Origin of the sequence: Streptomyces camponoticapitis (genome assembly GCF_014646115.1) — a bacterium.
In the GTDB taxonomy this organism is placed as follows: Bacteria; Actinomycetota; Actinomycetes; order Streptomycetales; family Streptomycetaceae; genus Streptomyces; species Streptomyces camponoticapitis.
Window position 1 is genome coordinate 129251 of record NZ_BMMV01000010.1, and the last position, 25350, is coordinate 154600.

The window sequence follows — 25350 nt, forward strand, 5'->3', positions numbered from 1 at the left end:
GTTGCCACGGGCAGCGAATCTGCCCGAAAGTGTTCCTTCACGGCCGATGTCCCACCCGGTCGACGACCTTACGGTCCGCGGTATGAGTCTCACCGCAAGCCTGGACGAATCGTCTGTCGCCGCCGGACCGGGCGAGGAGACGGCCCTTCCTCTGCGGGTCCTGAACTCCGGCCCGACCGTTGAGGAGTACCGCTTCGAGGTGGTCGGCGCGTGCGCCGCCTGGTCGGCGGTGGAGCCCGCTGTCCTCTCCCTGTACCCGGGCGACTCCGGGACCGTGTCGCTCCTGCTGCGCCCGCCCCGCGACTCGACGGTGCCGGCGGGCGAGACGCCGTTCGGTGTCCGGGTCGTGCCGACGGGCGATCAGACCGGAACGGTCGTGCCCGAAGGACGGGTGACCGTGCTGCCGTTCACGGAGACGACGGCCGAGCTGGTGCCGCGCAGTTCGCACGGGTCACGGAACGGGCGGCACCGGTTCGCCGTCGACAACCGGGGCAACACACCCGTCACCGTACGGCTCGGGGCCCAGCCCGGTACCGAGCTGGCGCGGGTGGATTTCGCCGACCCCGAACTCCGTATCGAGCCGGGGCGCGCCGAGTTCGCGAAGCTGCGCGTACGGCCGGCCAAGCGGATGTGGCGCGGCACGCCGGTCACGCACCCGTTCCAGGTGTCGGCCGTCCCGCAGGCGCCGGCCGAGGGCCAGGAAGCCCCGGAACCCGTTCTGGTGGACGGCTCCTACCAGCAGGAACCTCTCCTGCCGCCCTGGCTGCCCCGGGCACTCGTCGTCGCCGCCGTGGTGCTGATCGCGCTGGTCGGCCTCTGGTACGCGCTGCTGCGCCCGGCGGTGAAGTCCGCGGCCCGGGAGGCCGTCACGCCTGAGGCCGTACGGTCGGCGGTCGAGGCCGACCCGAGCCGTTCGCCGGACGGCGGAGACCCGGGCGGGGCGGACTCGGCGGGCGGCGACTCCGCGGGCCCGGGCACGGACGGCGGTACACCGGGGGCCAGTTCCTCACCGAGCCCCGGCCCCTCGGCGGACGACGGCTCGGCGAACGCCCCGACCAGCGCGCAGGTGCGGGTCAGCGACACGGTGGGTGGCGGTGCGAACAGCGGGACGGCCCTGCGGGTGCCCGCGGGTCAGACCTTCCAGCTGACGGACATCGTGGTGCAGAACCCGCAGGGTGACGCGGGGACGGTCGTCGTCTCGGCCGGGCCCGAGACGCGTGTGCTGAGCCTGGGACTGGAGAACTTCCGTGACTCCGACTACCACTTCGTGACCCCGATCGTGGTGCCCGCCGGTGGCACGGTCACGATGACCATCGACTGCCGGAGGGTCGGACGGCCGGTGGGGGCGCCGACGCCCTCACGGTGCACTGAGTCGCTGTTCCTGGGCGGGACGATGAAGCCGGCCACGGCAGGCTGAGGGGAGCGTGACCGGGCCGGTGATCAGGCCGGTGCCTCTTCTTCTTCCTCCGGGCTCTTCGACTCCGCCCGCTGGACGAACGAGCCCTGGACATCGGCGGGTTGCTCCTCCTCGTCCTCGGTGGCCGCCCGTTGTACGGCGGTGGCCGCCGAGGCGGGAGCCGGCGTGGGGTCGGCCGGGGCCACGGCCGGTGCGGACGCCGGCGACGGTTCGGCCAGTACCCGGTCCGCGTTCGCGACGGCCTCCCGTTCGAACCGGTCCGACGGGTCGCTGACCCGGATGCCGCCCGGCGCCTCCGTACCCTCCACAGGCCCTTGGCGCTGCTGGATCACATGGGTCAGCTCATGGGCGAGGGTGGTACGGCCCTGCGGCGACGACGGGTCGTACGCGTCACGCTGGAAGACCACGTTGTTGCCCACGGTGTACGCGTGCGCGCCGACGCCCTTCGCCGACTCGTGGGCGGCCGAGTCGTTGTGGATACGTACGTCGGAGAAGTCCGCGCCCATCCGGCTCTCCAGATCCGTACGGGTGTCGGTGTCGAGGGGCGAACCGCCCGACGACACGACCTCGTGCACCGGCGAACGCCGCTCCTCCTCCGCCTGCTCCGGCGAGCTGTTCCGGGCACGCTGGATCACCGGGCCGAGCGCGCCGTTGCCGACGGTTCGTTGGAGGAGGCCCATTCCGGCGGCGCCGATCACATCGGTACGCCCGGTGGCCGCCGCGCGGTAGAGGCGGTGGGCGCGCCCGTCCGGGGCGTCGGTCGTGTCCTGCGCGCCGCCGGCCGAGGGACGGTCGTGGTCCCGCTCGGGGGCCCGCTCCCACTCCCGCTCGTGATCGTGCCCGCTCTCGTGAGTGAGAGCGTGATCTTGGCCGTGGTCGTGTGAGCTCATCACCATCTCCCTGACCGCACCGGTCGCCCGCCTGTCCGGCCGGGCCCGCGCCGCGGCGGTCCCGGCATTTCAACCCTGACCGCGCGCACGTTCACCGTCCAGGCCGCGCACCAGCCGGACCGGGGTACCCGCAGGTGCCCCTTCGGGCAGCCCGCAAGGGCAATTGCGCCGTCCGAGGAGGCGCATGACACTGGGAATGCGGGGGCGCGCCCAGTGAGGATGTGCCGTATGACGCAGAGCGATGACAACAGGGACGAGTACGACGAGGACGAGACGGAGGTCGTAACTGCGGAACCGGCCGGATATGCCGATGATGACGAGGTCGGTGAAAAGGAGCCCGATGTCTTTCTCGATGTCCCGGTGCTCAACATCGACGAGATTCAATTGGATGTGCATGACCTGCGGGCGCATGTATCACTCCAGGCCGAAGTCCTTGATCTGCTCAAGCTGAATGTCGGGGCCGATGTGGCGCTCGGTTCGGTCGAGCTCGATATCAAGGGCGTTGAGGCCCAAGCACAGTTGAAGGTCCGCTTGCACAATGTCGCGACCATAGTCAATCGGGTACTGACGACGATCGACCGGAACCCCGAGATCCTGGACCAGCTCGGCAAGGGCTTGGGCAAGGCGGTCGAGGACGTCGGTTCGGGGGCCGGGAGGGCTGCGGGGGAGATCGGCCGAGGCGCGGGGGACGCCGCGGAGAGCGTGGGCCAGGGGGCCGGGGACGCCGTGCGCGATGTCGGACACGGGGCTGGTGAGGCCGTGGAAGACGTCGGCGAAGGCGCTGGTGAGGCCGTCGAGGACGTCGGCGAAGGCGCTGGTGAGGCCGTCGAGGACGTCGGCGAGGGCGCTGGTGAGGCCGTGGAAGACGTCGGCGAAGGCGCCGGTGAAACCGCGCAGGACGTCGGGAAGGGAGCCAAGGGCGCGGCGGAGAATCTGGGGGAGAGCGCCGGCGAAGCCGCCGAAGACGCCGGGAAGGACATATCCGGATCGGCGTCGAACGTCGCCGGTGACGTCGGGCGCGAAGCCGCTGACGAGACCGCCGAGACCGCCGACACGGCACAGAAGCAGACTCGGGAGTCCGAGGACGGCGATGTGGCGCGACGGAGGACACCGGCCGCCAAGAACCCGCGGAAACCCGTCAAGTCTCCCGAGGGGCGCGGTGGCGACGCGCGCCAGCGCCGGAGCGACCGGGCAGCCCGTCGCCGTGACACCTACAACCGCTGAATTTCGCGAATGTTGCTCTGTCGCAGTGGTATTTCCCTGAAGCGTCACCCGAATGGCGTTCCGGTGATGCGCGGCGCAGAGTTGAACAGTGGGTGGAAATCCGTCCCATACGCGATAACCGTCGGCTTCGTGGCTACGACAGAGCGTAAGAAACCTTGAATGCGCGGGCTGCTTCGGCCGAGACGAGAACCTCGCGAAGGAGGTTGACTCATGCAGGAACAGACGAAAGTCGCCGTGGCCTCGGCCATCATGGGCGGCTACGTACTTGGCAGGACCAAGAATGGCCGTCTCGCGCTGATGGCCGCCACGGTCGTGGCCGGAAGGGGGCTCGGAGGCCCCCGGGCACTGGCAGCCAAGGGCGCACGTCGGCTGGGGGACATGCCGAAGGTCGCGGAGTTGCAGGACCAGCTCCAGGGCCAGGGCATGGAAGCCGCGCGCAGCGCGCTGTCGGCCGTCACCGACCGGGGCATGGGTTCGCTTGCCGACGCGATCAGCGGCCGCGCCACGTCGCTCATCGCGAAGGACGACGAGGGCGACGAGGGCGAGGAGGCCGACGAGGGCGACGACGAGGAGAGCCCGAAGCAAGAAGACGAGGACGGGGAGACGGAGGACGAGGACACGGAGGACGAGAACGAGAACGAGGAGGAAGAGGAAGAGGACGAGGAGGAGGAGGGCGAAGAGGAGGAGGAAGAGGAACCGCCGTCCGCGAAGCGTCGGCGTCCCGGCCGCGCCTCCGGTGCGAGCCCTGGGCCGAAGAAGAAGGCTCCCGCCAAGAAGGCGCCCGCGGCCAAGAAGGCGCCCGCGAAGAAGGCAGCGCCCGCTAAGAAGGCGGCGAAGAAGACCGCCTCGTCCCGTTCCAGCCGTCGGAGGTGATTCTGTATGACCAGCGCCAAGGAGGACACCGCCGCCGATTCCGCACCCTCGAACGCCCAAAGGCTACGTGGGGAACTCTCCAACTACGTCTCATTGCGGCTGGACCGAGCCGTTGACAAGGTGGGCGGCAAACTGACCGGCCTCACGGGCAAGTTGACGGATGTGGCGGAGAACGGCGGACAGTTGCCCGCGATCGGTTCCCGCATCCTGAAGGGCGAATCCCCGATCCGCTCCCTGGTCTCAGAGAAGGCGAAATCCGTCAAGGACTCGGTGGTGGACAAGGCCAAGGACGTGACGGGCCTCGGTGGGGGCAAGCCGGGCTCCGGGGACCTGAAGGTGACGAACATCGTCGAAGTCCAGGACGTGGGCGTGCCGTTGAGGACCGCGTACGACTACTGGACCGAGTACGAGAAGTTCGCCGGCTTCGCCAAGGGAGTGGGCAACGTCTCGAAGGACGAGGACGAACCCGAGACCAGTAAGTGGACGACGAAGGTGGGTCCCTCGACCCGCAGCTTCGAGGCCACCACCCTGGAGCAGATCCCGGACGACCGCATCGTATGGACGTCCGAGGGCTCGAAGGGCACGACTCATGGAGCCGTCAGCTTCCATGAGATGGCGCCGAACCTGACCAGGATCGTGCTCGTGGTCGAGTACTACCCGTCCGGCTTCTTCGAGAAGACAGGCAACATCTGGCGTGCCCAAGGCCGCCGCCTGCGCCTCGACTTCAAGAACTTCCAGCGGTACGTGACTCTCACCGACGACGAGCCCAAGCCCTGGCGCGGGGAGATCCGGGACGGCGAAGTCGTCCGGACACACGAGGAGGCCATGGAGGAGGAGGAGAACGAGGGAGCGGAGGACGAGTCCGAGGGCCAGGAGGAGGACGACCAGACCGAGGAAGACGAGGGGGACGAGGAAGAGGAAGAGGACGAGGGGGAAGAGGAGGACGAGGAAGAGGACGACGAGGAAGAGGACGACGAGGAACGGAAGGGCTAGCCCTGTCGATTCTCGATTCGTGGGGGTCCGCATCCCGCCGGGATGCGGACCCCCACGACCTGTCCGTGGATCAGGCCCCTTGCCGATCCCGCGTCACGCGGTCACTTCGAGACCCGCTCCGGCATGGGGGAGTAGTTGGTCGACCCCGGAGTCTTGCCCTCCGGAGGGTAGTCGCAGTCGAGAGTCGACATCTCGTAGTCGTCTCCCTCGTTCTGCTCCTGGTCGACGACCACCGCCGCGGTGCACGCGCGGCCGTGCTCGTCGGTGAACGTGACTATCTCGCTGTAATCCGTCGGGGCGCTGCACCCCGCGAGCAGCAGCGCCGCCCCCGCGGCCACCGCCACGCCGAACCCCCGTACCCGCTTCATCTGTTACCCCTCCATGTCCGCTTTCGCCGACCGACTCGGCTGCCGCGCCACACCGTAATCGGCGACGACGGCCCGTTAATCGTGCCCAGAAGATGGTGGTTCTGGATATGACCGGAGGGTGATGTCCAGCCGAACATTCGTCAGCGGTGCGCCGGCGCCGCGGGCTGTCCGACGTGGGGCTCGGACCGGGTCGGCGGATTCCGGCGCCAGGCGAAGAGCACGGTCATCGCCATGCAGATCAGCGCGAAGACGACGACCCCGCCCGTCTCGCCCCTGACGAAGTACGAGAACGAGGCGACCGTGAACACGCCGGACGCCAGCCCGAATGAGGACGTGAGCACCGGCACCGCCCGCTCTCCGGGCAGAACAGCGCCGACGGCCAGCGCCGCGACGATCATCGCGTCGGGGACGACGAACGCGCTGTCCACGTCGCTCAGCAGGAGATTGACGAACGTTCCGAGGCTGATGAAGACAGCCGCGTATCTGCCGGTGGTGAGGGTGTTCGGCACTGCCGCCTCCTTGGGTGCGGCACCGCGGACGCGACGGGGCTCCGCCGACCGCGGTGGTCGATTTCATCTGTCTACACCGTAGACAAGCTCGGAGGTTTTTGTCTACGGCGTAGACAAGGTGCGACAATGCGAGCATGTCCAAGCCGCGCTTCCTCACCCCCGACCTGATCGCCCTCACGGCCCTGGAGCTGGGCGACCGCGCCGGCGAGAAGGCGATGACCATGCGCCGGATCGCCTCGGAGCTGGGCTGTGACCCCATGGCGCTCTACCGCCACTTCCGCAGCCGCGAGTTGCTGCTCGACGCCGTCGCCGATCTCGCCATCGCGGACGCGGCCGATCCCGACCCGGATCTCGTCTGGGACGAGCGCATCACGGCGACGGCGCACGCCATCCGCGGCTCCGCGCTGAGGCATCCCGGGATCTCGGCCCACATCGCCTCGCGCCCGCCCATGGGGGAGAACGGCCGGCGGCTCGGAGCCGCCATGCTCACGGCGCTGGACGAGGCGGGGCTGTCCCCCGTCACTGCCGTACGGAGCGTGCAGACGCTGGTGGCCTACCTGGCCTCCTCCTTGGCCATGGCCGTACGGGCAGGGGTGCGGGACCAGCGCTGGGAGGAAGTGAGCGATGTCATCTCCGAGTTGCCCGAGACAGAGGCCCCGGGCGAGGAGCTGTTCGTCGTCGGGTCCGCCGAGCAATTCCGTTTCGGGCTAAGGCTGTTGCTGGCCGGCATCAAGGCGGAAGCGGTCGCCGAGTCCGACGCGAATGAGAAGAGGAAGGGGAAGGCGACCGGCCCGCGGTAGGCGGAGGTGAAGCCCTGGGTATGCCCAACTCCCTTTGCACGCAGGGTTAGAGGCTCCACGCGCCTGGAAGAGCAAGGGCGCGTGGACGAGTCGGAGCAGGGCGATCCGAAGTGGATCGGCCGGCTGTCGACTGCTCGCGAGAGAGGAGCGGACTGCGCCGACCGGGGCCCTGACTCAAGGACGCTCGCTGCGTAGGTTGTGTGTCGTTTCTGCTTCCGGGGTGCGCAGGGCGAGGATGGCGACATCGTCGTCGTTGCGTCTGCCGCCTGACTGGGCGCGTTCGAGCAGCAGGTCGGTGAAGGCGGCCAGCGGTCGGTGGGCCAGTGAGGCGGCGTGCTTGCGGAGCTGGTCCAGGCCGTGGTCGATCGGGCGGTCGCGGCTTTCGACGAGTCCGTCGGTGTAGAGGACAAGTGTCGATCGGGGCGGGAGCGTGAGGGTGGCGTCACTGCGCGTGGGTGCCAGGCCGGTGCCCAGAAGCAGCCCGTGGTCTTCGGTGAGGTAGTCGGCTCTTCCGTCGTGGGTGATCAGCAGTGGTGGCGGGTGGCCGGCATTGGTCCAGGTCAGACACCAGGTTCCGTCGGCATTCCGCTCCATCTTCCCGAAGACAAGCGTGGCTGTCGGGACTCCGGTGAGGTGGGTCATTGACGCATCGAGCCGTTGCACGATCGCGCTGGGGGGCTCGTGGTGGGTCCACGCGTAGGCCCGGAGCATGCTGCGGACCTGCGCCATTCCGGCGGCGGCGTCCAGGTCATGACCGACCACGTCTCCGATCACCAGGGCTGTCGTGGCGTCGGCGACGGTGAACGCGTCGTACCAGTCACCACCTACCTGCGAGTCGTCCGGCGCGGGCACGTACCGCGCCGTCAGCTGGAGGCCCGGCACAGAAGGCAACTGAGCCAGCAGGTGACGCTGCATGGTCTCGGCGACCTTGCGCTGGCGCTGGTAGAGCCGGGCGTTGTCCAGGGCCAGCCCGGTGCGGCGGGTGAGATCATCCAGCAGCGACAGGTCTGCCCCGGTCAGCGGTGCACGGCCCTTCGACCGTCCCAGAGTCAGCGCTCCCAGCACGTCGCGCACCCCCCGTATCGGCGCGATTGCCGCCGAGACCATGCCCGTCTCCTCGAACAGCCGCTGCTGCTCGATGGCGACGCCGGTGTCCGGCGGCCCCTGATACGTCTCCGGCGTCACCAGTGTGGAGGCCGCACCCCGCAGTGCCCGCGACAGCGGCATCGGGGAGTTCTCCGGCACCGGTGGCATCGGCCCCTGCAACTCTTCCCGGGTGACGAACGCGCCGTCCTCGTAGTGCACGACAATGGCGCGTTCCACCTCGTCGAGCTCGGTGATCAGGTCGACCACCGCCCAGTCCGCGACCCGAGGAACCACCAGGCGCACCAGCCTGCGCAGCGCCTCGTCGGTGTCGAGAGTCGAGGTCAGCTGCGTGGTCGTCTCAGCCAGCAGGGCCAGCCGCTCCAGCTCCGACAGGGTCGGGCCGAGTTCGGCCGACGGACCGGGTCCCTCAAGGCCGGGGTGCAGGCCGGTGAAAATGACCATCGTGTCGGCGTGACCGTCGGCGGGCGCGCACGGCGCGACCAGCCAGGCGAGCTCCACCAGCGATCCGTCGCCCCGCTCGAACCAGCCGCTGCCGGCCCGCGCGTCGCGGGCCAGGAACGCCTCGGTCATCCGGCAACTGGCCCTGGCTAGCGGCTGGCCATGCTGGTCGCGGTGGAGCAGATCATGGGCGTCCCGGCCCACGAGAGCGGCGGCGTCCCTCCCCAGCAGGCGCTGCGCGTACACGTTCGCCCATGTGATGGCCCCGCCTTCATCCACCACGCATACCGCTGCGGCGACCATGTCCGGTACTTCGCCGGGGTGTGCCGCCGGCATGGGGGGTACGCCGCCGTCATCCGCCTTGGCCTCGACCATCACCCACACCTCCCCGGAGCTCTCGGCCCCCGCCCGCACGCTGTCGAATCACCTTAGACGGTGGCATGTCCGCACTCCCGTCAGCCAGGAGGATGCCCGGGTCCGGGCATCCTCCTCACGAGACGGTCGCCACCGGCGGTTTTACGGGCCGCGCCGACCAGTTCTGTTCGCGTCTCACACCACGCGCACCGCGATCACCCGGCGCGAGCACCGGCGGCGACCTCGACAACGGCCCGGCTTGAGTCGCGGACCGTACGCGCCCACTCACCCGCCGTCACGGACGTCACCGCGCCTCGGCCACGGCCACCACTGCGACCTCAAAGGCACCTTTCGGGTGATGAGCAGGCCCTCGGCCGGACCGGGCCCCGGCTTCGCGACGCCGGGCGGCCCCCAACCCCCGGCCCCCGCCCGGGGGTTGCCGTTGGCCTCTATGCGATCTTCGCTGTGGGAGCGTGCGCAGCGGCGTTCGCGGCTATCCGGTGATCACCGGGCGGGGAAGGTCGATGAAGCTCTGCTTTTTGGTGGAGGAGCAGTACCGCTACGACGGTATGCCGGTAGAGGTGATCTCCCAGCTCAGGGAGTGGGGGCACCACGTGGACGTGCTGCGGCCCGGCAGTTCACTGATACGGGTGTCGGACGCCGTACGGGCGGGCAGTCACGACGCCTGGGTGCTCAAGACGGTGTCCGGCGGCCCCGGGCTGACACTGCTGGAGGCCGCGGCGGCCGTCGGCCTGACGACCGTCAACGACGCTCGGTCGGTCCGGGGTGTGCGGGACAAGGCGCTCGCGGCGGCGGTCGGGCGGAGCGGGGGTCTGCCGGTGCCGATGACGTACGCGGCGGCTCGCCCGGAGTTCCTGGCGGAGATACCGGACGCCGAATTCCCTCTCGTCGTGAAACCCGCCGACGGGAGTTCCGGCAGAGGGGTGCGGCTGGTGGTGTCGCCGGGCGCGCTGGCCGGGATGAAGGAGGAACTGGCGGCGGAGGGGATGCTGATCGCCCAGCCGTACGTGCCCAACTCCGGCGTGGACCTCAAGGTCTACAGCGTCGCGGGCGAGCTGTACGCCGCGCAGCGGTCCTCACCCCTGCATCCCGGACAGACCGTCTTCGAGCGCCGGGTCCCGCTGAGCGCGGAAGTGGCCGCCGTCGTGGCCGCGGCAGGGGCGGTCCACGGGCTCGATCTCTACGGTGTGGACGTACTGCTGGGGCCGGACGGACCGGTGATCGTCGATGTGAACGACTTCCCGAGCTTCCGCCAGGTACCGGACGCGAGGGCGCGAGTGGCACGGGCGATCCTGGATCTGGCCCGTGGGGGCGGCAGCGTGATGGGGTCGCCCGCGCTGCGGGTTCCGGCCACGGCGGGTGAGGCCGGATGAGGGTCTGTCTGATCACTCCCCGCCCCGACCATCCCCTCCTGGCCGGTATGGCGGCGCTTCTCGCGGCCCGGCACCGAGTCGAGTCGATGGATCCGACGTCGGACGATCAACTCCCGGCCTACGGGGAGGAGTTGGCCGGCCCACTTGCGGACGTCTATCTGCTCAAGGCCAGAACCCGGCAGGCGTTGGTCCTGGCCCGGTCCTTGGAGGAGCGGGGTGCCACCGTGGTGAACTCGGCCGCGGCGACGGAGCTGTGCCAGGACCGTACGGCGATGGCCGCGCTGGCCCACGGCGCCGGACTGCCGTTCGCGAAGACCACGACCATGGCGACCCTGCGCCAACTCGCCACACGGGCCGACCTCACCCATCCTCTGGTCGTGAAGAGCCGGCACAGTCGGCGGAACGATCTCGTCGCCCGCGTCGACACGGCCGCCCAGCTGAACATCCTCCGCACCACGTGGGGTGATGAACCGGTCGTGGTCCAGCCCTTCATGGAGAACAGCGGCTGGGACCGGAAACTCTGGGTGATCGCCGACCGCGTCTTCGCCGCGCTCCGGCGCTCGGAGCTGGCGGACGCGGGAGGCCGGGGGCCCACCCTGCCGCTCGCGCCCGGCGATCTGCCGGACGGCTGGATCGAACTGGTCCGTGCGGTCGGGTCCGTCTTCGCGCTGGATGTGTACGGCGTCGACATCATCGATGCGGGCGGCGCACCGTTGATCGTGGACATCAACGCTTTCCCGGGAATCCGCGGCCAATCGGGCGCGCCTTCGGCCCTCGCGGCACTGGCACTGCGCAAAGCCCGGGCAGCCAAGGGCGGTTAGGGCCGGTCGTTTGGATCGGGCCGGATCAGGGGGCGCCGCCTGCGGCAGCGGCTGATGTCTCCTTGGTGCGGGCGATCGCGAGGCGGAGGAGGGCGGCATGGCGGAGCCATGCCCTCTGTGGGCCCACCGGCTCAGAGTCCGGCGATCCCCGCCTGCCCGCCGGCCGGCACGGGTGGGGCGCTCCCGGCTTCGACTCTTCCCTCGACGGCCGCGCTCGGCGCCGGAGCCCCGGCACGTACGCGACGACCGGCCAGGCGGCAGCCGACGCACTCCGGGTGACCGGCCCGCGCCGTGCGGTCCCTGACCCGCCAGTCCCACTGGTCGGCCGGGCGGGGTCCCGCCGGTTTGCCCCAGCCCACGAGATGCAGGACCAAGGTGACCACCGCCGCCAGCGCGCAGATCGCGAGCCCGAGCCAGATGCCGGGGCGCCACACGCACATCCCCACCCCGGCGACGGTCGTACCCACGACCGCGACGGCCCAGCCCGTCCACCCCGCGACGGTGTGTCCGAGGTCGACGTCCTCGTGGAGTTGGCTCATGGTTACTCCTCACAACTCGCCGTGCCGCACGTGCCGCACGTGCCGCACGTGCCGCACGTGCGGTGCGACACGCGTCGACGGATAGGGTCGAGTCAGCAGATCTTTCATCAAGTAGATCTCTTAGATGCTAAGGGGATTTTCAGTGGACGGCAAGGCGCGCCCTCCGGCGACCCCCGCCGAGGCGCTGGCCGCCATGGACCGGCTGATCGCCACGAGCCTGGTGGCGCAGCACGCCATCGCACAGCGACTCGGTCTGAACGTCACCGACCTCACCTGCGTGGGACACATCCTCGGCGCGGTGGACGCCCCGCTGACGGCGGGGGAACTGGCCGTACGCGCCGGCGTCACCACCGGAGCGATCACCGGGGTCGTCAACCGGCTGGAGAGCGCCGGGTTCGTCGAACGCCGGCCCGACCCCGCCGACCGGCGACGAGTGCGCATCGTCGCCCAGGACACGGCGTCGCGCCGGATCCACGAGGTGTACGAACCCTTCTACGACCGCCTCGCCGATGTCTTCGCCGACTACTCGCCCGACGAGATCGCCGTACTGGGGGACTGGCTGACCCGCGCCGGAGGCCTGATGACCACGTATCTCGCGGAGCTTCGGGAGCGGGGAGACGCCTGACGGCCGGGCGGAGGGCGCTCCTCGGCAGATCCTGCCGGAAGGAACATTCCGGATCTCTCCCGGACGGGCGGCCCCGATAGGTCATGCTGGTGGACGCCATGCTCCGGACAACAGGTTCCCGTGCGGCGCGACGATTCAAGTCGGGCCAACTCAGCGGCGTGCCGGTGGCCGCTGCGCGCGGCACGGTGTTCAGTGCCGCGAGTACGGCGCTCGCTGTCACCGGGCACCATCTCGCCTCCGGACAGCCCCTACCCGGTCGCACCCTATGGGTGGCCTTCGGGCTGCTGCTCCTGGTGACAGTCCCTCTCTCCGGTCGGCCGCGGTCGCTTCCCACGGTGATGGCGGCGACCGGCACGGCACAACTCGCCCTGCACTTCTGGCTCTCACGTGCCCAGGTCCCGTCGGGGACGGCCGGAGACACGCACACGAGGGCGGGGCACGGCGGTACGCACGACCTTCACGAGGCATGGCACTCCGGCGGGCACGGCGCGACGATGGCCACGGCGCACCTCGTCGCCGCTCTGCTTGTCGCCTGGTGTCTCCAACGCGCCGACTCCGCTTGCTCGTCCGCGGGAGAACGCCTCGGTGAGGTCGTTGTCGCGTTCGTCGTACGGCTCCTCCCGGTGGCAGCGGTCCTGCCGGCGATCCGCCCGCCGCGGCCTCTCGCAGCGCGGGCGAAGTCCCCTCCGTACGACTTCCTGATGCTGGCGTACCTGGTGGTGCGCCGAGGTCCTCCGACGGTCCCGGCTGTCGTCAGTTGACCTCGCGGCCTGCTTGGGCATGCCGCAAAACCGTTTACCACCACGGGAGTTACCTGTGACACGTATGTCCGGGCGGCCCTTCGCCCGCCGTCTGTCCGCCGTCACCGCCTTCACCGGCCTGGTCCTGGCGGCCTCGTTCACCCTCGCCGTACCGGCGTCGGCGCACGTCGAAGTCGAGTCCAAGGGGGCGAGCGCGCTCGCCGAGAACGTCACCCTGGACTTCAACGCCGAGACCGAGTCGGACAAGGCCGGAATCGCCAGGCTGGAGGTGGTCCTGCCGGAGGGCATCGAGCCGGCCGACATCACGTACGAGGACGGCCCGGCGGGCTGGAAGCTGACCGCCACCGACCGGGGTTACAGCGTGGGCGGTCCGGCGGTCGCGGCCGGTGAGGACGTCGCGTACGCCGTGACCGTACGCCAGCTCCCGGACGCCGAGTCGGTGGCGTTCAAGACCCTCCAGACCTACAGCGACGGCCGCGTCGACCGGTGGATCGAACTCGAAGAGCCCGCCGGGGGCGGGCACGGCAGCCTCGCCCCCATCCTCGAACTCGCACCCGCCGAGCCCGGGGCGAAGCCGCTCAGCCCCACCCCGTCCCCCGAGCCGGCCACGGAGACACCGTCCAGCCCGGCCGAGGAGACGGACACGGCCACCGACAGCGCCGAGTCCAGTGCGGCCGACACCGAGGACGAAGGCACGAACACCCTCGCGATCGTGGCGGTCGTCGTGATCGCCGTCGCGTGCGTGGGCGGCGGTGCCTGGTGGTTCCGGCGCCGTAGCGGCGCCGGCACGAGCTGACCGGACGGGGCGGTCAACTCGGCCTCTCCGGCGACTCGCCGGCGGACAGGATCATGCGGACGGCAGTACCTGGGCCGGGGGTCGGGTGACCACCTTGATGTTGAACGTGTGGGCACCCAGACCGCCCGCGATGCCCATGAAGAGCAGGGCGAAGTGTTCCTGTCCGCGTGAGGTCGTGATGCCGCCGATGTCCAACTGGGCCGACGGGGGCCAGCCGAGGTCGGTGAGCAGCCGGCCTGTGGTGCGTTTGGCGTCGGCGTCGTCGCCGGAGAGGAAGACGGTGCTCGGCCCGTCGAGACCGTCCGGGGCGGTCATCACGGTCGAATCCATGGTGCACAGCGTCTTGACGACGGGGGTCAGGGGGAATGCCTCCTGGATCTCTTCGGCCAGGCTGCTGTTGGGGTGCGAGAGCTCGGTGAAGTCGTCGGAGAGGCCGACGCCGACATCGATCAGCAGGGTGCCGGCCAGTGCCGGTGCCCCGATGGAGCGCAGCAGTTCCACGGAGGCCGTTCCCGGGGTGGCGTTGACCAGTACCTCCGCGTGGTCTGCTGTCGCGCTCAGGCCCGCCACAGGGAGGCCGATGTCCTTCCGTTCAGCAGGGTGACGTGAACCGAGGAGTACGTCGTGTCCTGCGGCGCTCCAGCCGTGGGCCAGTGCGCGGGCGACGTTGCCGGTGCCGAGTAGTCCTATACGCATGGTGTGACGCTAGCCGCTGTCAGTACTCGGCAGATCGGACCGCGGGCCCGGGTGGACCGGCACCAAAGACGTAGTTCCGCGGTCGCGACCGGCCGAGTCACCCCACTTCGGCGAGTCTTTCCTCTGGACGGCGCACTTCCAGAGCTCGCCCGGGCGTCAGATATGGGCCAGGACCTGACGTACCGGTCGGCCGAGCGCGTCGGCCAGCGCGGTCAGCTCCTCGCCGGTGAACCAGTCACGTCCCGGGTTCCAGACCGCGATCTCGAACCGGGCGAAGCCGCAGGGCCACTCGTACTCCAGCGTGTCGATCGACAACTCCGCTCCACAGCAGGGCACGTGGGCCAGCAGCGTGGCCAGACCGTCGTCAGCCCGGGTCTCCAGGAGCTCGTTCCACCAGTCGATGCCGACGGATCCGGCGCAGCGCGGACACCCGATCCTCTCCAGATTGGCTCCGCAGTCGACGATCGCGACCGCGTCGTGCCAGCTGACCTCGACCTCGGCGAAGCCGTCGGCCAGCGCCGGGACCAGTTCGGCCACGATGGCGACCGTCCGGTCGGCAGCCTCGGGGGCGGGCTGCCAGTGCGGGTCGGCCGGTATGACCGACAGGATGTTGTCGCTCACCTGAGGGCTCGATTCGTCGTCGGGAGGCCCCGGGGCTCCGGGGGCGCGGCAGGCTGCGGTGGCCGGGCGGAGTCAGACGACGCAGAACTCGTGTCCCTCGGGGTCGGCCATGACCACATGATCCGGCTTCCCCCGCAACTCGTGCTCACCTATCACCGTCGCCCCCGCGGCGGTCAGCCGCGCGACCTCGGCGAGGACCCGCGGCCACCGCGTCTCCCAGGGGACCTCCCGGCCGCCGCCGACCCTGAGATCCAGATGCAGCCGGTTCTTCACCACCTTCGACTCCGGGACCTTGAGGAAGGACAGGGTGGGTGCGACCCCGTCCGGATCCGAGAGATACGCCCCGTCGTCCCACTCCTCCTCCGGGACTCCGTATTCGATGAACCACGCCTCCCAGGAGGAGAAACCGGTCGGTGGGGGCGGCTCGACATACCCCAGCGCCAGCGCCCAGAACTCCGCCAGCCTCGCGGGGTGCGCGCAGTCGATCGTCAGACTCCACTTGGTGGACACGGTGCCTCCCAGGTCGTATGTACGAACCGTATCGGGCACCACTGACAACGCCCGGCGCCCGAGGCCCCGCCGGGAAAGCATTACCGCCCGCCCATCCCGACCGATAACCTCACGCCCCGTGAAGCGGAGCCGCTATGTGACCGGAGGGTCCTGACATGGCCAGTAAGTTCACCGAGCTTGCGATCGACTGCGCCGATCCCGCCGGTCTCGCCCGGTTCTGGTGCGCGGTCCTCGACTACGAGGTACAGGACGAGGACCAGGACGACGGAATCGTCATCATCGGCTCCCCCGCGGTACCCGAAGGCAAGGACCGCCCCGGACCGGTGCCACCGACGCTGACCTTCGCGAAGGTGCCCGACACCAAGACCATCAAGAACAGGCTCCACATCGACGTCAACCCGACCGACAGGGAGCAGGACGAAGAGGTCGGCCGCCTGCTCGGTCTGGGCGCCCGACACGCCGACGTCGGCCAGGGCGACGTGAGCTGGGTCGTCCTCGCGGACCCGGAGGGCAACGAGTTCTGCGTCCTCGCGAGCCGGCACCCCTGATCGGAGAAGGCGCCTCCCGGCGCCGTCCGGAAAGCGTCGACCACCATGCCGCAGCGCCCCGGCGCATCAGCCGAGTTCACCGACTTCATCACCCGGGCTTCCGCGTCCCCGGGCGTGCTCGGCCTGGTCCTGAGCGGATCGCAGGCCCGGCAGGGCATGGCGACCGCCCGCTCCGACCACGACGTCTATGTGATCACCGCCGACGACGGCGCGGCCGTCCCGTCCGCCGTCGCCGAGGGCCGGCGCTCGCCCGCGCTGGACGTCATGCCGCTGTCCCTGTCGGAGTTCCGCACCCACGCACTGCCCGGGGACACGTACGCCTGGGACCGCTACGCCTTCGTCCACAGCCAGGTGCTGCTCGACCGGCTCGACGGCACGATCACACGGCTCGTCCACGAGAAGGCCGTGCTCAAGGATCACGAAGCACACCGCCTGGTCCGCTCCGGAATGGACGCGTACATCAACTCCCTCTACCGGTCGGCCAAGAGCCACCGGGACGGCCGCCCCGCCGTCGCGCACCTCGACGCGGCGGAGAGCGTCCCGTACCTGCTGACGGTCGTCTTCGCCCTGCACCGGAGGGTCCGGCCGTACAACAAGTACCTGCCCTGGGAGCTGGAACACCATCCGCTGGGCGCGCCGCAGTGGGCTGCCGACACGCTGCTTCCGCGGATCCGGCGCGTCCTCGCCGACGGCGACCTCGCCACGCAGCACGCCCTCTTCGCGACCGTCGAACGCGCCGCCCGGCAGGCCGGGCACGCCTCGGTCCTCGACTCCTGGGGCACCGACATCGACCTCCTTCGCCCCGCTCCTCCTCAGGCTGCTCCCGGGCGCCGCGGCAGGGGAGATTAGGGGTTGATCGTCGGAGGCGCCCGCATATCCTTGGACGATGCGCTACTTGCGGGCCCGCCGAGTTCGGAGCGATTGCCGGTGACGACCTATGAGATACGTGGCGCGGCGCCGCCCCCCTCCGCCGGCCCGGCCACGCTGAACGGCACTTCCCCAACGCCGGACGCCGTGCCGTCCCCGGCGGGGCGCGCCCCGTCCCCGAAGAAGCCCGGACGTCTCGTCGCGACGAGCGACCTGCACATCAGGCACCCGGAGAACAGGAAGATCGCCGACTCCCTGTGGCCCGAGTCGGAGCACGACTGGCTCCTGGTCGCCGGTGACATCGGCGAGTTGGTGTCCGACATCGAATGGACCCTGCGCACGCTGAGCGAGCGGTTCGCGAAGGTCATCTGGGTGCCCGGCAACCACGAGCTGTGGACCGCTCCCGACGATCCGATCCAGCTCAGGGGCGACGCGAAGTACCGCCATCTCGTCGAGCTCTGCCGCCGGATCGGCGTCGTCACGCCGGAAGACCCCTACCCCATCTGGGAGGGCGAAGGCGGCCCCGCCGTGATCGCGCCGCTGTTCCTCCTCTACGACTACTCCTTCCGGCCTGCCGGCACCGACTCCAAGGCATCCGCCCTCGCGGTCGCCGAGGCCGCCGGTGTCGTGTGCACCGACGAGTTCCTGCTCCACCCCGACCCGTATCCCAGCAGGGAGGCGTGGTGCCGCGCCCGGATCGCGGCCACGGAGCGCCGACTGGCCGAGATCCCGGCCGAGTTGCCCACCGTTCTGATCAACCACTGGCCGATCGTGCGTGAACCCACGAACGTGCTGTGGCGTCCGGAGTTCGCGCTGTGGTGCGGCACGGAGGCGTCGGCCGACTGGCCGCGCAGATTCCGGGCGGCCTCCGTCGTCTACGGGCATCTGCACATCCCCCGGCTGATGTGGTGCGACGGGGTGCCTCACCAGGAGGTCTCGCTCGGCTATCCGAGGGAGTGGGGAAGGCGCGCGCAGCAGCCGGGCCGCCCCGTACAGATTCTTCCCCTGCCGATTCGTGAGGAAGCGGGGCAGCCGCGGTGATCGAGCGCATCGTGCCCGCCGAGGTGGAGACCGCCGAGGCGTACGGCGACCTCGCCGAGGCCAAACTCTTCCCGGAGGAGGCCCTGTTGGTGAAGGCCGCGGTGGCACAGCGCCGGGGCGAGTTCGCCACCGCCCGGCACTGCGCGCGCCAGGCGCTCACGCGGCTGGGCGCGCCGGCGGGGGCGATCCTCACCGGCGAGCGTGGCTCGCCGGTGTGGCCGGACGGAGTGGTCGGCAGCATCACCCACTGTGTGGGTTACCGCGCGGCCGTGGTCGCCCGGCCCGCGCATGTCACCTCGATCGGTGTCGACGCGGAGCCCGCGCTGCCGTTGCCCTCCGGGGTCCTGGAGGCGGTGGCCCTGCCCGACGAGCAGATCGCGGTCAAGGAGTTGCTGGAGTCGGCGCCGGGCATCGCGTGGGACCGGCTGCTGTTCAGCGCCAAGGAGTCGGTCTACAAGGCGTGGTTCCCGCTGACGAAGCGCTTCCTGGAGTTCGAGGAGGCCCGGCTCGTCTTCGACCCGGCCGGGACGTTCACGGCCCAGCTGCTCGCCGGTCCGGCGCGGGCGGGAAGCCGGACCCTGCACACGTTCGACGGACGCTGGCTGTCGGAGAAGGGCATCGTGCTGACCTCGGTCACGATCCCCGCGTAGACGAAGTGACCGGGCTGCCGGAGGACGGACAGCCCGGTCGTACGCCTGTACGCCGCCGTTCAGGCGATCGACGCGGCCACGATCGCGGACACCGCGATGTTGCAGGACGCCGTGACCCACACCGCCGGGTGCGGCTCCGCCTCGACCAGCGTCGCGCCCAGCTTGCCCGGCGTCACCAGATCCACCACGAGGAACGCCACCGCCATCATCACCAGGCCGAGCACCCCGAACGCGGCCGTCGACGCGAGGCCCTTGCCGAAGTCGTCGTACGTGGTCCAGATGGACGTGAAGACGATGCCGCCGATCCCCAGGAGCGCCGAGCTGAGCAGGAGCGCGGCGTTGCGGTTGCGGTCCTCCCAGATCTGCTTGCCGAGCTTCCCCGGCGTCAGCAGGTCGACGAGGACGATACCGAGGATCAGAAGGACCACACCGAGCGCGCCGTAGGCGCCGGCCCGGCCAAGTCCGTTGACTATGTCGTTCATTGGGAAGCTCGTCTCCGCTGCTGAAGATGATCGTGGCAAAGGCGTCGCAAAATGTATCGCACGGTGCCTGAGGTGCGAGCGGGAGCGGGAAACCGCAGCCGAACCGCGTCCCGACCGTGGCCGGAAGCTCGTGTTCCCCGCCCGAAATATCGATCGGCATGACTTAGCTCAGGATTCGTCCGGCTGTACGGGGCGCGGGGAACAGGCACAGACCCGCACGGGACGAGGCGGCGGACCCGCTCACTACGATCGGTGCGACCGCCGTCGCGGCAGGCGCGCCGGCACGCGCGTCCGCCGCCACCGGCGGTCCCCGCCCGCCACCGAGAGGACACCAGTCGTGCAAGCCGCCACCCCGGCCAGTTCCCCGGACGCCCCGTCGGACATCTCGTCGGACGGCTCACCGGACGGCTCACCGGCCGACTCCTCGGCCCGGAACGATCCGTACGACCGTCCCGTCGCCGAGCTGCTCGCCCGGATGACCGACGACGAGAAGCTCGGCCAGCTCCAGCAGCTCGCCTGGGCGGGAGCCACCGGCCCCGGCGGCACCCAGACCCAGCAGGCCGAAGAGGCGGCCCGCGCCGGCCTGTTGGGCTCCGTACTGAACATCCACGGCGCCAAGGAGAGCAACGCCCTCCAGCGGATCGCGGTCGAGGAGTCCCGGCTCGGCATCCCGCTGATCTTCGGCCTCGACATCATCCACGGCTTCTGGACCACCTTTCCGATCCCGCTCGCGCAGGCCGCGAGTTTCGACCCCGCGGTGTCCGAGCTGGACGCGTCGGTCTCGGCGGCCGAGGCCCGGTCCAACGGCGTGCACTGGACGTTCGCGCCGATGATGGATGTCACCAGTGAGCCGCGCTGGGGCCGGATCGCCGAGTCGGGCGGCGAAGACCCCTATCTGAACGGCGTGCTGGCGGCGGCCAAGGTACGCGGCTACCAGGGCGGCGACCTCAGGGCGAAGGACCGGATCGCCGCCTGCGCCAAGCACTACGTCGCGTACGGCGGGGCCGAGGGCGGCCGGGACTACAACACCGTCGACGTGTCCGAGGCGCGGCTGCGCAATCACTACCTGCCGCCGTTCAAGGTGGCCGTGGACGCCCAAGTGGCCACGGTCATGGCCGCGTTCAACACCATCAGCGGTGTCCCCGCGCACGGCAACGAGCACACCCTCACCCGAATCCTCAAGCAGGACTGGGGGTTTGACGGCTTCGTCGTCAGCGACTGGACGGGGGTGCAGGAACTCGTCCCGCACGGCTTCGCCGCCGACGGCGCCGACGCGGCCCGGCTCGCGGTCAACGCCGGGGTCGACATGGAGATGGTCAGCACCCATGTCGCCGACCACGGAAGGAAGTTGCTGAGCGAGGGCCGGATCGACGCGGCGCGGCTGGACGACGCGGTGACGCGTGTCCTGCGCGTCAAGTTCCGCCTCGGGCTCTTCGACGACCCGTACGTACCGGAGGCGGCCGAGATCCCCGGACCGACGGCGCGAGCCCGGTCGGCCGCCCGCACGGCCGCCGCGCGCTCGATGGTGCTGCTCAGGAACGAGGGGGGAGCGCTGCCGCTCGCCAAGACCGTGCGCTCCGTCGCCGTCGTGGGGCCGTTCGCCGACTCCGACGATCTCCAGGGCACGTGGGCGGGGCCGGGTGCGGAGAAGTTCCGGTCCGTCACGGTGCTGAACGGCGTACGCGCCGCCCTGCCGGACGCCGAGGTGACCCACGCGCCGGGCATCGACCCGGCGGGCGAGGACACCGGCACGCTCCCGGCCGCCGTCGCGGCGGCGCGGGCCGCCGACGTCACGGTCGTCGTGGTGGGGGAGAGCCCCGCCATCAGCGGCGAGGGGAACTCGCGCAGCGACATCGGACTGCCCGGCAGGCAGGAGGAGTTGATCGCCGCGATCGCGGCGACGGGCAGGCCGTACGTCGTCGTCCTCGTCAACGGCCGCCCGCTCGCGCTCGGCGACTGGGCCGACGACGCGCCGGCCGTCCTGGAGGCGTGGCACCCCGGCATGGAGGCCGGGAACGCGGTCGCCGACGTGCTGTTCGGCGATGTCGACCCCGGCGGCCGGCTCCCGGCGTCCTTCCCCCGTACGGTCGGCCAGATCCCGGTCAACTACAACCACGAGCGGACGGGCCGCCCCTACAACCCCGCCGACCCGGACCAGCGCTATGTGTCCCGCTACCTGGACGTGGCCGACGGGCCGCGCTACCCGTTCGGCCACGGTCTGAGCTACACCACCTTCACGCTCACCGAACCGTCGCTCAGCCGGAACTCGATCGCCGCCGGGGCCCTGCGGCGGGGAGACACGGTGGAGGTCGCCGTCACCGTACGCAACACGGGCGAGCGCGAGGGGGACGAAGTCGTCCAGCTGTATCTCCACGACCCCGTCGCGAGCATCGTGCAGCCGGTGCGGCGACTGCGCGGATTCCGCCGGGTGACGCTGGCGGCGGGGGAGTCCACCACCGTGCGCTTCGGCCTCGGCGCGGACGATCTCGGCTTCTGGACCAACGATCCGGACGGACGCTTCGTGGTCGAGGAGGGCACGGTCGACATCATCGTCGGCACCAGCTCGACGGCCACCGCCAAGGACACCCTGACGATCAGCTGAGGCGCGGGGCCCACTTGCTTCCGACGGAGGCCCGCCGGATGATTCCGGCGGGCCTCCACCTCGTACGGAGAGCACCCGGAACGTTATCTCCGACGAGCAGGGAGACGAACCAGCCATGGCAGAGATCGACATCCGCGACAACCGGGCGCAGGGCCGGCTGGAGGCGTACGAGGGCGACGAGCTCGTCGGCGTCGTCGGCTATTTCGTGATGGCCGGTGCCCCGGCCGCGCTCGTGGCCGTCCACACGGTGGTGGAGCAGGGCCACGAGGGAAAGGGCATCGCGGGCGCCCTGGTGAAGGAGTTCTACGAGATGGGTGGCCGCGAGGGCGTACCCGTCGTACCGCTGTGCCCGTACGCCGCCAGGTGGGCGCAGCGGCACCCGGACGAGGTGACCGTGGCGCCGGCGGCCGACGAAGCGACCGTACGCGCCGCCGAGGCCCAGCTGAAGGCGGACTCCAGGCGCTGGTGAGGCCGGCGGGGGGCGATACGCCGGGCCGATCATGAGTGGACCCGGCGCGCGTGGGCACGCGCATCGCGAGACATTGGGAAGGCACGAGTCCGTACTTTTGGAGGACTGGCATGACCCATCCGTATCCCGACCCCGTACCGCCCTCGCCCACCCCTCCGCCGGGGCCGCCGGGCCCCGTCCCGGGCCCCGCGCCCGTCCCCGCGCCCCCGCCGGGCCCCACTCCGGACCCGATCCCCAGTCCGCCGGGCCCCGACCCCGTCCCGGACCCGGAACCCCAGCCGGGGCCGGTGGGCTAGGTCGTGTCTTCGAAGACGGGAATGACGCACCGGAGCCCTCGACCGTCACGGTCGAGGGCTCCGGGCACGCCCAGCAGGGGCGTCCTGCGAGGCGCGATCAGTGGGGCAGTGTCCCCGGGGCCGTCGCCCACGTCGTGTTCGGGTGGTCCGTGAGGGTGAAGGTCAGTGAGCCGCCGTGGCGTACGAGCGAGGAGTCGATCCAGGACGCGTCGCGGGCCCGGCCGTTGAACCGGACCTTGTCCACGTACTGGTTCGTGTCCGAAGCCGCCGGAGCCGTGATGGTGACCGCGTGCCGGCCACCCGACGCCGCGATCACCGCACGTGGGAACAGCGGAGCCGTCAGCAGCAGGTCCGCGCGGCCCGGGGCCTGCGGGTAGACACCGAGCGCGGCGAAGACGTACCAGGCCGACATCGTGCCGAGGTCGTCATTGCCCGGGAGCCCCGAAGGGCCGGTCCCGTACACCGTGTCGACGATCTCGCGGACGGTCTCCTGGGTCTTCCAGGGCTGCCCGAGCGCGTTGTACAGCCAGGGCGCGTGGATGCCCGGCTCATTCGTGGGGTCGTAGCGCAGCGCGTCGCCGCCGCGGAGCGACCAGGAGCCGTCCGGCTTGTGGAAGAAGAGGTCGAGCCGGGCCGCGGCCGCGGCCCGGCCGCCCATGGCCTCGGCCAGGCCCTGGACGTCCTGCGGGACCATCCACGTGTACGTGGCCGCGCTGCCCTGGGCGAAGCCGCGGTCGGACGCCGGGTCGAAGGGAGTCACCCAACCGCCGTCCAGGTTCCTGGCCTGGATGTAGCCCGCTCCCGCCGTGGCCGCCGGGTTGAACACGTTCTTCCAGTAGCCGCCCCGCTCGCTCAGCTCCCGGTACTCCCGCTCGCGGCCGAGCTCCCGCGCCCACTGGGCGAGCGCGGCGTCCGCGACGGAGTCCTCCAGGGTCTCGGCGGCTCCGCCCCAGCAGTGGCAGACGTCCTGAGCCGCGTAGCGCGAGTCGAGGTACTGGGCCAGATTGGGCCGCTGGCCCTCGCACTGGCCGGGGCAGCCCGCGTCGGAGAGCCCGTCCGGGTGCGGGACGCTGGCCTGGCGGTAGAGCGAGTCGAAGGCGCCCTTGGCATCGAAGTTCCGAACGCCCATGGCGTAGAACGTCGCCAGCGTCGCGGCCGTCGGGTCGCCCGTCATCACATGCGTCGCTCCGCTGATGTGCACCCAGCGGTCCCACACCCCGCCGTTCTGCTTCGAGAAGTTGAACAGCGACTGGGCGAAGTCCCCGGCGACGCGAGGCTCCAGCAGGGCGAGCAGCTGCACCTGTGCGCGGTACTGGTCCCAGCCGGAGAAGTTGCTGTACTGCGCGCGCTGACCGTGCGCCACGCGCTGTGTCCTTCGGTCCATCCCGGGATAGCGGCCGTCCCTGTCGCTGATCAGGTTGGGCTGCTGGAGCGAGTGGTACAGCGCGGTGTAGAACGCGGTGCGCTGCGCCTCGCTGCCTCCGCTGATCGCGACGTCGCGCAGCTGCCGGTCCCAGGCCGCCCGGCCCGCCGCCGCCACGTCGGCCACGCTCGCCCGGGACGGTATCTCCCCGCGGAGGTTGGCCTCGGCGCCGGCGAGGGAGACGTACGAGATGCCGAGCCGTATTTTGACATCGTTGTCGCGTGCGGTGTCGAAGCTGACGTAACCGCCGGATCCCTGCCCGGCCCGGTCCGCCCCGGTCTTGTAGCCCTCGCCGCCGTCGGCCGTGGTGGAACCGGCGGACAACTGGTCGTTCCGCCATGTGCCGACGCCGGAGAAGGCGCGGTCGAAGGAGGCGGTGAAGTAGAGGCGGTAGTAGCTGTTGCGGTTGTTCTCACCGCCGTTGGCACGCCGCCCGCAGAACGCCCCGGTCTCCACCCAGCCGGTGACCTTGCGCGCCTTCTCGTCGATGTCGACGTGCGCGTCCTCGCTGCCGTTCAGGGAGTTGGAGACCCGGAAGAGCAGGTTGGCGGGCTTGTCGGCCGGGAAGCTGAAGTCCGCGACACCGGCCCGCTCGCTGACCGCGAGATCGGCCGCCGCGCCCGAGTCGAGCCCGACCCGGTAACGGCCGGGCTCGGCCTTCTCGTTGTCGTGCGAGAAGTCCGCGGCGTACTTCGCGTCCTTGGTGTCGGCGGAGGGCGAGCTGTCGACGTCGCCCACGAACGGCATGATCGGTACGTCACCCGCGGCCCCGGGATGGCACCCGGCGCCGTTGACGTGGGTGAGGCTGAGGCCGCGCATGCGGGTGGTGTTGTACGAGTAGCCGTTGGCCGCGCCGGTGTCCGTCTGGTCGCCCCTGGTGCTGGTCGGGGACCAGGCGATCATGCCGAACGGCAGATTCGCGCCGGGGTAGGTGTTGCCGCCGTTCGCGGACCCGATGAGCGGGTCCACGTACTCCACGGGATGCCGCACCTGGGCGGCGGAGGGCTCGGCGACCGCGGTGGTACCGGCGGCGAGTGAAGCCACCAGTCCGGCCAGAGCCGCGACCGATCCACCGCGGAACAGTGCCGATCGGCTCCTTCTTCTTCGCTTCTCCCGCAACGCTTCCATCGCGAACCACGACCTTTCCTGTGTAGCCACATTGCGTGAAACCGCTGTGACCCTAGGAGCGTTCGGCGGTCCGGCTTCATCCGGTGAGAAGCACAGCCGGTGAACTTC

The 25350-nt window shown here is 70.5% G+C and carries 26 protein-coding genes; 16 read left to right on the forward strand and 10 right to left on the reverse strand.

All coding sequences use genetic code 11. From position 1 onward, the window contains the following. Positions 1 to 82: 82 nt before the first annotated feature. Entirely contained in the window at positions 83 to 1417 is a 1335-nt protein-coding gene (locus IEY79_RS17515) for a COG1470 family protein (RefSeq protein ID WP_189108426.1), read from the forward strand. A gap of 23 nt (positions 1418 to 1440) precedes the next feature. Here IEY79_RS17515 and IEY79_RS17520 read toward each other — a convergent pair whose 3' ends face one another. Further along, entirely contained in the window at positions 1441 to 2307 is an 867-nt protein-coding gene (locus tag IEY79_RS17520; protein ID WP_373292567.1) for an eCIS core domain-containing protein, read from the reverse strand. 228 nt (positions 2308 to 2535) lie between these two features. Here IEY79_RS17520 and IEY79_RS37400 point away from each other — a divergent pair, with 228 nt between their 5' ends. The 3 genes from IEY79_RS37400 (at position 2536) to IEY79_RS17535 (ending at position 5397) form a co-directional block, all read left to right on the forward strand. After that, the gene (locus IEY79_RS37400; protein ID WP_229700934.1) at positions 2536 to 3531 is read left to right on the forward strand and encodes a hypothetical protein; all 996 of its coding nucleotides are present in this window, start codon (positions 2536 to 2538) and stop codon (positions 3529 to 3531) included. Between the two features lie 210 nt (positions 3532 to 3741). Then, positions 3742 to 4404 carry a histone protein gene (locus IEY79_RS17530; protein ID WP_189108428.1) on the forward strand — a complete coding sequence of 221 codons (663 nt, stop codon included), beginning with the start codon at positions 3742 to 3744 and terminating at the stop codon, positions 4402 to 4404. A gap of 6 nt (positions 4405 to 4410) precedes the next feature. Next, a complete protein-coding gene (locus IEY79_RS17535; protein ID WP_189108429.1) occupies positions 4411 to 5397 on the forward strand; it encodes an SRPBCC family protein in 987 nt (328 codons plus the stop codon). 101 nt (positions 5398 to 5498) lie between these two features. On the opposite strand, the gene IEY79_RS17540 is transcribed toward IEY79_RS17535, so the two are convergent. Continuing rightward, the gene (locus tag IEY79_RS17540) at positions 5499 to 5765 is read right to left on the reverse strand and encodes a hypothetical protein (RefSeq protein WP_189108430.1); all 267 of its coding nucleotides are present in this window, start codon (positions 5763 to 5765) and stop codon (positions 5499 to 5501) included. A gap of 140 nt (positions 5766 to 5905) precedes the next feature. Continuing rightward, a complete protein-coding gene (locus tag IEY79_RS17545; RefSeq protein ID WP_189108431.1) occupies positions 5906 to 6274 on the reverse strand; it encodes a hypothetical protein in 369 nt (122 codons plus the stop codon). 134 nt (positions 6275 to 6408) lie between these two features. On the opposite strand from IEY79_RS17545, the gene IEY79_RS17550 reads away from it, so the two are divergent. After that, positions 6409 to 7074, forward strand: coding sequence for a TetR/AcrR family transcriptional regulator C-terminal domain-containing protein (locus IEY79_RS17550; RefSeq protein WP_189108432.1), 666 nt, complete (start codon positions 6409 to 6411; stop codon positions 7072 to 7074). A 174-nt stretch (positions 7075 to 7248) separates the two neighbouring features. On the opposite strand, the gene IEY79_RS17555 is transcribed toward IEY79_RS17550, so the two are convergent. Further along, the gene (locus tag IEY79_RS17555; protein WP_189108546.1) at positions 7249 to 8994 is read right to left on the reverse strand and encodes a SpoIIE family protein phosphatase; all 1746 of its coding nucleotides are present in this window, start codon (positions 8992 to 8994) and stop codon (positions 7249 to 7251) included. A gap of 503 nt (positions 8995 to 9497) precedes the next feature. Between IEY79_RS17555 and IEY79_RS17560 the strand changes: the two genes are divergently transcribed. Further along, entirely contained in the window at positions 9498 to 10367 is an 870-nt protein-coding gene (locus IEY79_RS17560) for an ATP-grasp domain-containing protein (RefSeq protein WP_189108433.1), read from the forward strand. Beyond that, positions 10364 to 11188, forward strand: a complete 825-nt coding sequence (locus IEY79_RS17565) for an ATP-grasp domain-containing protein (protein ID WP_189108434.1) — start codon at positions 10364 to 10366, stop codon at positions 11186 to 11188. The genes IEY79_RS17560 and IEY79_RS17565 overlap by 4 nt, the downstream gene beginning before the upstream one ends. A 131-nt stretch (positions 11189 to 11319) precedes the next feature. Here IEY79_RS17565 and IEY79_RS17570 read toward each other — a convergent pair whose 3' ends face one another. After that, the gene (locus IEY79_RS17570) at positions 11320 to 11727 is read right to left on the reverse strand and encodes an HGxxPAAW family protein (protein WP_229700935.1); all 408 of its coding nucleotides are present in this window, start codon (positions 11725 to 11727) and stop codon (positions 11320 to 11322) included. Positions 11728 to 11869: 142 nt separating this feature from the next. On the opposite strand from IEY79_RS17570, the gene IEY79_RS17575 reads away from it, so the two are divergent. The 3 genes from IEY79_RS17575 to IEY79_RS17585 all read left to right on the forward strand — a co-directional run bounded on the left by IEY79_RS17575 (position 11870) and on the right by IEY79_RS17585 (position 13909). Continuing rightward, positions 11870 to 12352 carry a MarR family winged helix-turn-helix transcriptional regulator gene (locus tag IEY79_RS17575; RefSeq protein WP_189108435.1) on the forward strand — a complete coding sequence of 161 codons (483 nt, stop codon included), beginning with the start codon at positions 11870 to 11872 and terminating at the stop codon, positions 12350 to 12352. 269 nt (positions 12353 to 12621) lie between these two features. After that, positions 12622 to 13113 (forward strand): hypothetical protein, encoded by a 492-nt coding sequence (locus tag IEY79_RS17580; RefSeq protein WP_189108436.1) that lies wholly within the window; start codon positions 12622 to 12624, stop codon positions 13111 to 13113. 64 nt (positions 13114 to 13177) lie between these two features. Next, the gene (locus tag IEY79_RS17585) at positions 13178 to 13909 is read left to right on the forward strand and encodes a DUF1775 domain-containing protein (protein WP_189108547.1); all 732 of its coding nucleotides are present in this window, start codon (positions 13178 to 13180) and stop codon (positions 13907 to 13909) included. Positions 13910 to 13960: 51 nt separating this feature from the next. Here IEY79_RS17585 and IEY79_RS17590 read toward each other — a convergent pair whose 3' ends face one another. From IEY79_RS17590 to IEY79_RS17600, 3 genes are all read right to left on the reverse strand, one after another. Then, complete coding sequence (locus IEY79_RS17590) at positions 13961 to 14605, reverse strand: NADPH-dependent F420 reductase (RefSeq protein WP_189108437.1); 645 nt, start codon at positions 14603 to 14605, stop codon at positions 13961 to 13963. A 156-nt stretch (positions 14606 to 14761) separates the two neighbouring features. Beyond that, positions 14762 to 15226: a hypothetical protein gene (locus tag IEY79_RS17595; RefSeq protein ID WP_189108438.1), complete on the reverse strand. Its 465-nt coding sequence runs from the start codon at positions 15224 to 15226 to the stop codon at positions 14762 to 14764. Positions 15227 to 15298: 72 nt separating this feature from the next. Then, positions 15299 to 15736, reverse strand: coding sequence for a VOC family protein (locus IEY79_RS17600; protein WP_189108439.1), 438 nt, complete (start codon positions 15734 to 15736; stop codon positions 15299 to 15301). Between the two features lie 155 nt (positions 15737 to 15891). On the opposite strand from IEY79_RS17600, the gene IEY79_RS17605 reads away from it, so the two are divergent. The 4 genes from IEY79_RS17605 (at position 15892) to IEY79_RS17620 (ending at position 18842) form a co-directional block, all read left to right on the forward strand. After that, positions 15892 to 16284, forward strand: coding sequence for a VOC family protein (locus IEY79_RS17605; RefSeq protein ID WP_189108440.1), 393 nt, complete (start codon positions 15892 to 15894; stop codon positions 16282 to 16284). 45 nt (positions 16285 to 16329) lie between these two features. Continuing rightward, complete coding sequence (locus IEY79_RS17610; RefSeq protein WP_189108441.1) at positions 16330 to 17133, forward strand: hypothetical protein; 804 nt, start codon at positions 16330 to 16332, stop codon at positions 17131 to 17133. Positions 17134 to 17298: 165 nt separating this feature from the next. Next, positions 17299 to 18192 carry a metallophosphoesterase family protein gene (locus IEY79_RS17615; protein WP_229700943.1) on the forward strand — a complete coding sequence of 298 codons (894 nt, stop codon included), beginning with the start codon at positions 17299 to 17301 and terminating at the stop codon, positions 18190 to 18192. After that, positions 18189 to 18842 (forward strand): 4'-phosphopantetheinyl transferase family protein, encoded by a 654-nt coding sequence (locus IEY79_RS17620; RefSeq protein ID WP_189108442.1) that lies wholly within the window; start codon positions 18189 to 18191, stop codon positions 18840 to 18842. Before IEY79_RS17615 ends, IEY79_RS17620 begins: the two co-directional genes overlap by 4 nt. A 59-nt stretch (positions 18843 to 18901) precedes the next feature. Here IEY79_RS17620 and IEY79_RS17625 read toward each other — a convergent pair whose 3' ends face one another. Then, positions 18902 to 19324, reverse strand: a complete 423-nt coding sequence (locus IEY79_RS17625) for a DUF350 domain-containing protein (protein ID WP_189108443.1) — start codon at positions 19322 to 19324, stop codon at positions 18902 to 18904. Between the two features lie 475 nt (positions 19325 to 19799). Here IEY79_RS17625 and IEY79_RS17630 point away from each other — a divergent pair, with 475 nt between their 5' ends. Further along, positions 19800 to 21926: a glycoside hydrolase family 3 N-terminal domain-containing protein gene (locus IEY79_RS17630; RefSeq protein ID WP_189108549.1), complete on the forward strand. Its 2127-nt coding sequence runs from the start codon at positions 19800 to 19802 to the stop codon at positions 21924 to 21926. A gap of 115 nt (positions 21927 to 22041) precedes the next feature. Beyond that, positions 22042 to 22395 carry a GNAT family N-acetyltransferase gene (locus tag IEY79_RS17635; RefSeq protein ID WP_189108444.1) on the forward strand — a complete coding sequence of 118 codons (354 nt, stop codon included), beginning with the start codon at positions 22042 to 22044 and terminating at the stop codon, positions 22393 to 22395. Positions 22396 to 22788: 393 nt separating this feature from the next. Here IEY79_RS17635 and IEY79_RS17640 read toward each other — a convergent pair whose 3' ends face one another. Next, positions 22789 to 25242, reverse strand: coding sequence for a GH92 family glycosyl hydrolase (locus IEY79_RS17640; RefSeq protein ID WP_189108445.1), 2454 nt, complete (start codon positions 25240 to 25242; stop codon positions 22789 to 22791). Positions 25243 to 25350 lie beyond the last annotated feature (108 nt).

Excerpts from the sequence above, each read along its gene's own strand:
- IEY79_RS17570 (WP_229700935.1), bottom strand. The coding sequence starts at position 11,727 with ATGAGCCAACTCCACGAGGACGTCGACCTCGGACACACCGTCGCGGGG.
- IEY79_RS17540 (WP_189108430.1), bottom strand. The coding sequence starts at position 5,765 with ATGAAGCGGGTACGGGGGTTCGGCGTGGCGGTGGCCGCGGGGGCGGCG.
- IEY79_RS37400 (WP_229700934.1), top strand. The coding sequence starts at position 2,536 with ATGACGCAGAGCGATGACAACAGGGACGAGTACGACGAGGACGAGACG.
- IEY79_RS17555 (WP_189108546.1), bottom strand. The coding sequence starts at position 8,994 with ATGGTCGAGGCCAAGGCGGATGACGGCGGCGTACCCCCCATGCCGGCG.
- IEY79_RS17625 (WP_189108443.1), bottom strand. The coding sequence starts at position 19,324 with ATGAACGACATAGTCAACGGACTTGGCCGGGCCGGCGCCTACGGCGCG.
- IEY79_RS17520 (WP_373292567.1), bottom strand. The coding sequence starts at position 2,307 with ATGAGCTCACACGACCACGGCCAAGATCACGCTCTCACTCACGAGAGC.
- IEY79_RS17585 (WP_189108547.1), top strand. The coding sequence starts at position 13,178 with ATGTCCGGGCGGCCCTTCGCCCGCCGTCTGTCCGCCGTCACCGCCTTC.
- IEY79_RS17535 (WP_189108429.1), top strand. The coding sequence starts at position 4,411 with ATGACCAGCGCCAAGGAGGACACCGCCGCCGATTCCGCACCCTCGAAC.
- IEY79_RS17635 (WP_189108444.1), top strand. The coding sequence starts at position 22,042 with ATGGCAGAGATCGACATCCGCGACAACCGGGCGCAGGGCCGGCTGGAG.
- IEY79_RS17605 (WP_189108440.1), top strand. The coding sequence starts at position 15,892 with ATGGCCAGTAAGTTCACCGAGCTTGCGATCGACTGCGCCGATCCCGCC.
- IEY79_RS17565 (WP_189108434.1), top strand. The coding sequence starts at position 10,364 with ATGAGGGTCTGTCTGATCACTCCCCGCCCCGACCATCCCCTCCTGGCC.
- IEY79_RS17640 (WP_189108445.1), bottom strand. The coding sequence starts at position 25,242 with ATGGAAGCGTTGCGGGAGAAGCGAAGAAGAAGGAGCCGATCGGCACTG.
- IEY79_RS17530 (WP_189108428.1), top strand. The coding sequence starts at position 3,742 with ATGCAGGAACAGACGAAAGTCGCCGTGGCCTCGGCCATCATGGGCGGC.
- IEY79_RS17550 (WP_189108432.1), top strand. The coding sequence starts at position 6,409 with ATGTCCAAGCCGCGCTTCCTCACCCCCGACCTGATCGCCCTCACGGCC.
- IEY79_RS17590 (WP_189108437.1), bottom strand. The coding sequence starts at position 14,605 with ATGCGTATAGGACTACTCGGCACCGGCAACGTCGCCCGCGCACTGGCC.
- IEY79_RS17630 (WP_189108549.1), top strand. The coding sequence starts at position 19,800 with ATGACCGACGACGAGAAGCTCGGCCAGCTCCAGCAGCTCGCCTGGGCG.
- IEY79_RS17560 (WP_189108433.1), top strand. The coding sequence starts at position 9,498 with ATGAAGCTCTGCTTTTTGGTGGAGGAGCAGTACCGCTACGACGGTATG.
- IEY79_RS17515 (WP_189108426.1), top strand. The coding sequence starts at position 83 with ATGAGTCTCACCGCAAGCCTGGACGAATCGTCTGTCGCCGCCGGACCG.
- IEY79_RS17610 (WP_189108441.1), top strand. The coding sequence starts at position 16,330 with ATGCCGCAGCGCCCCGGCGCATCAGCCGAGTTCACCGACTTCATCACC.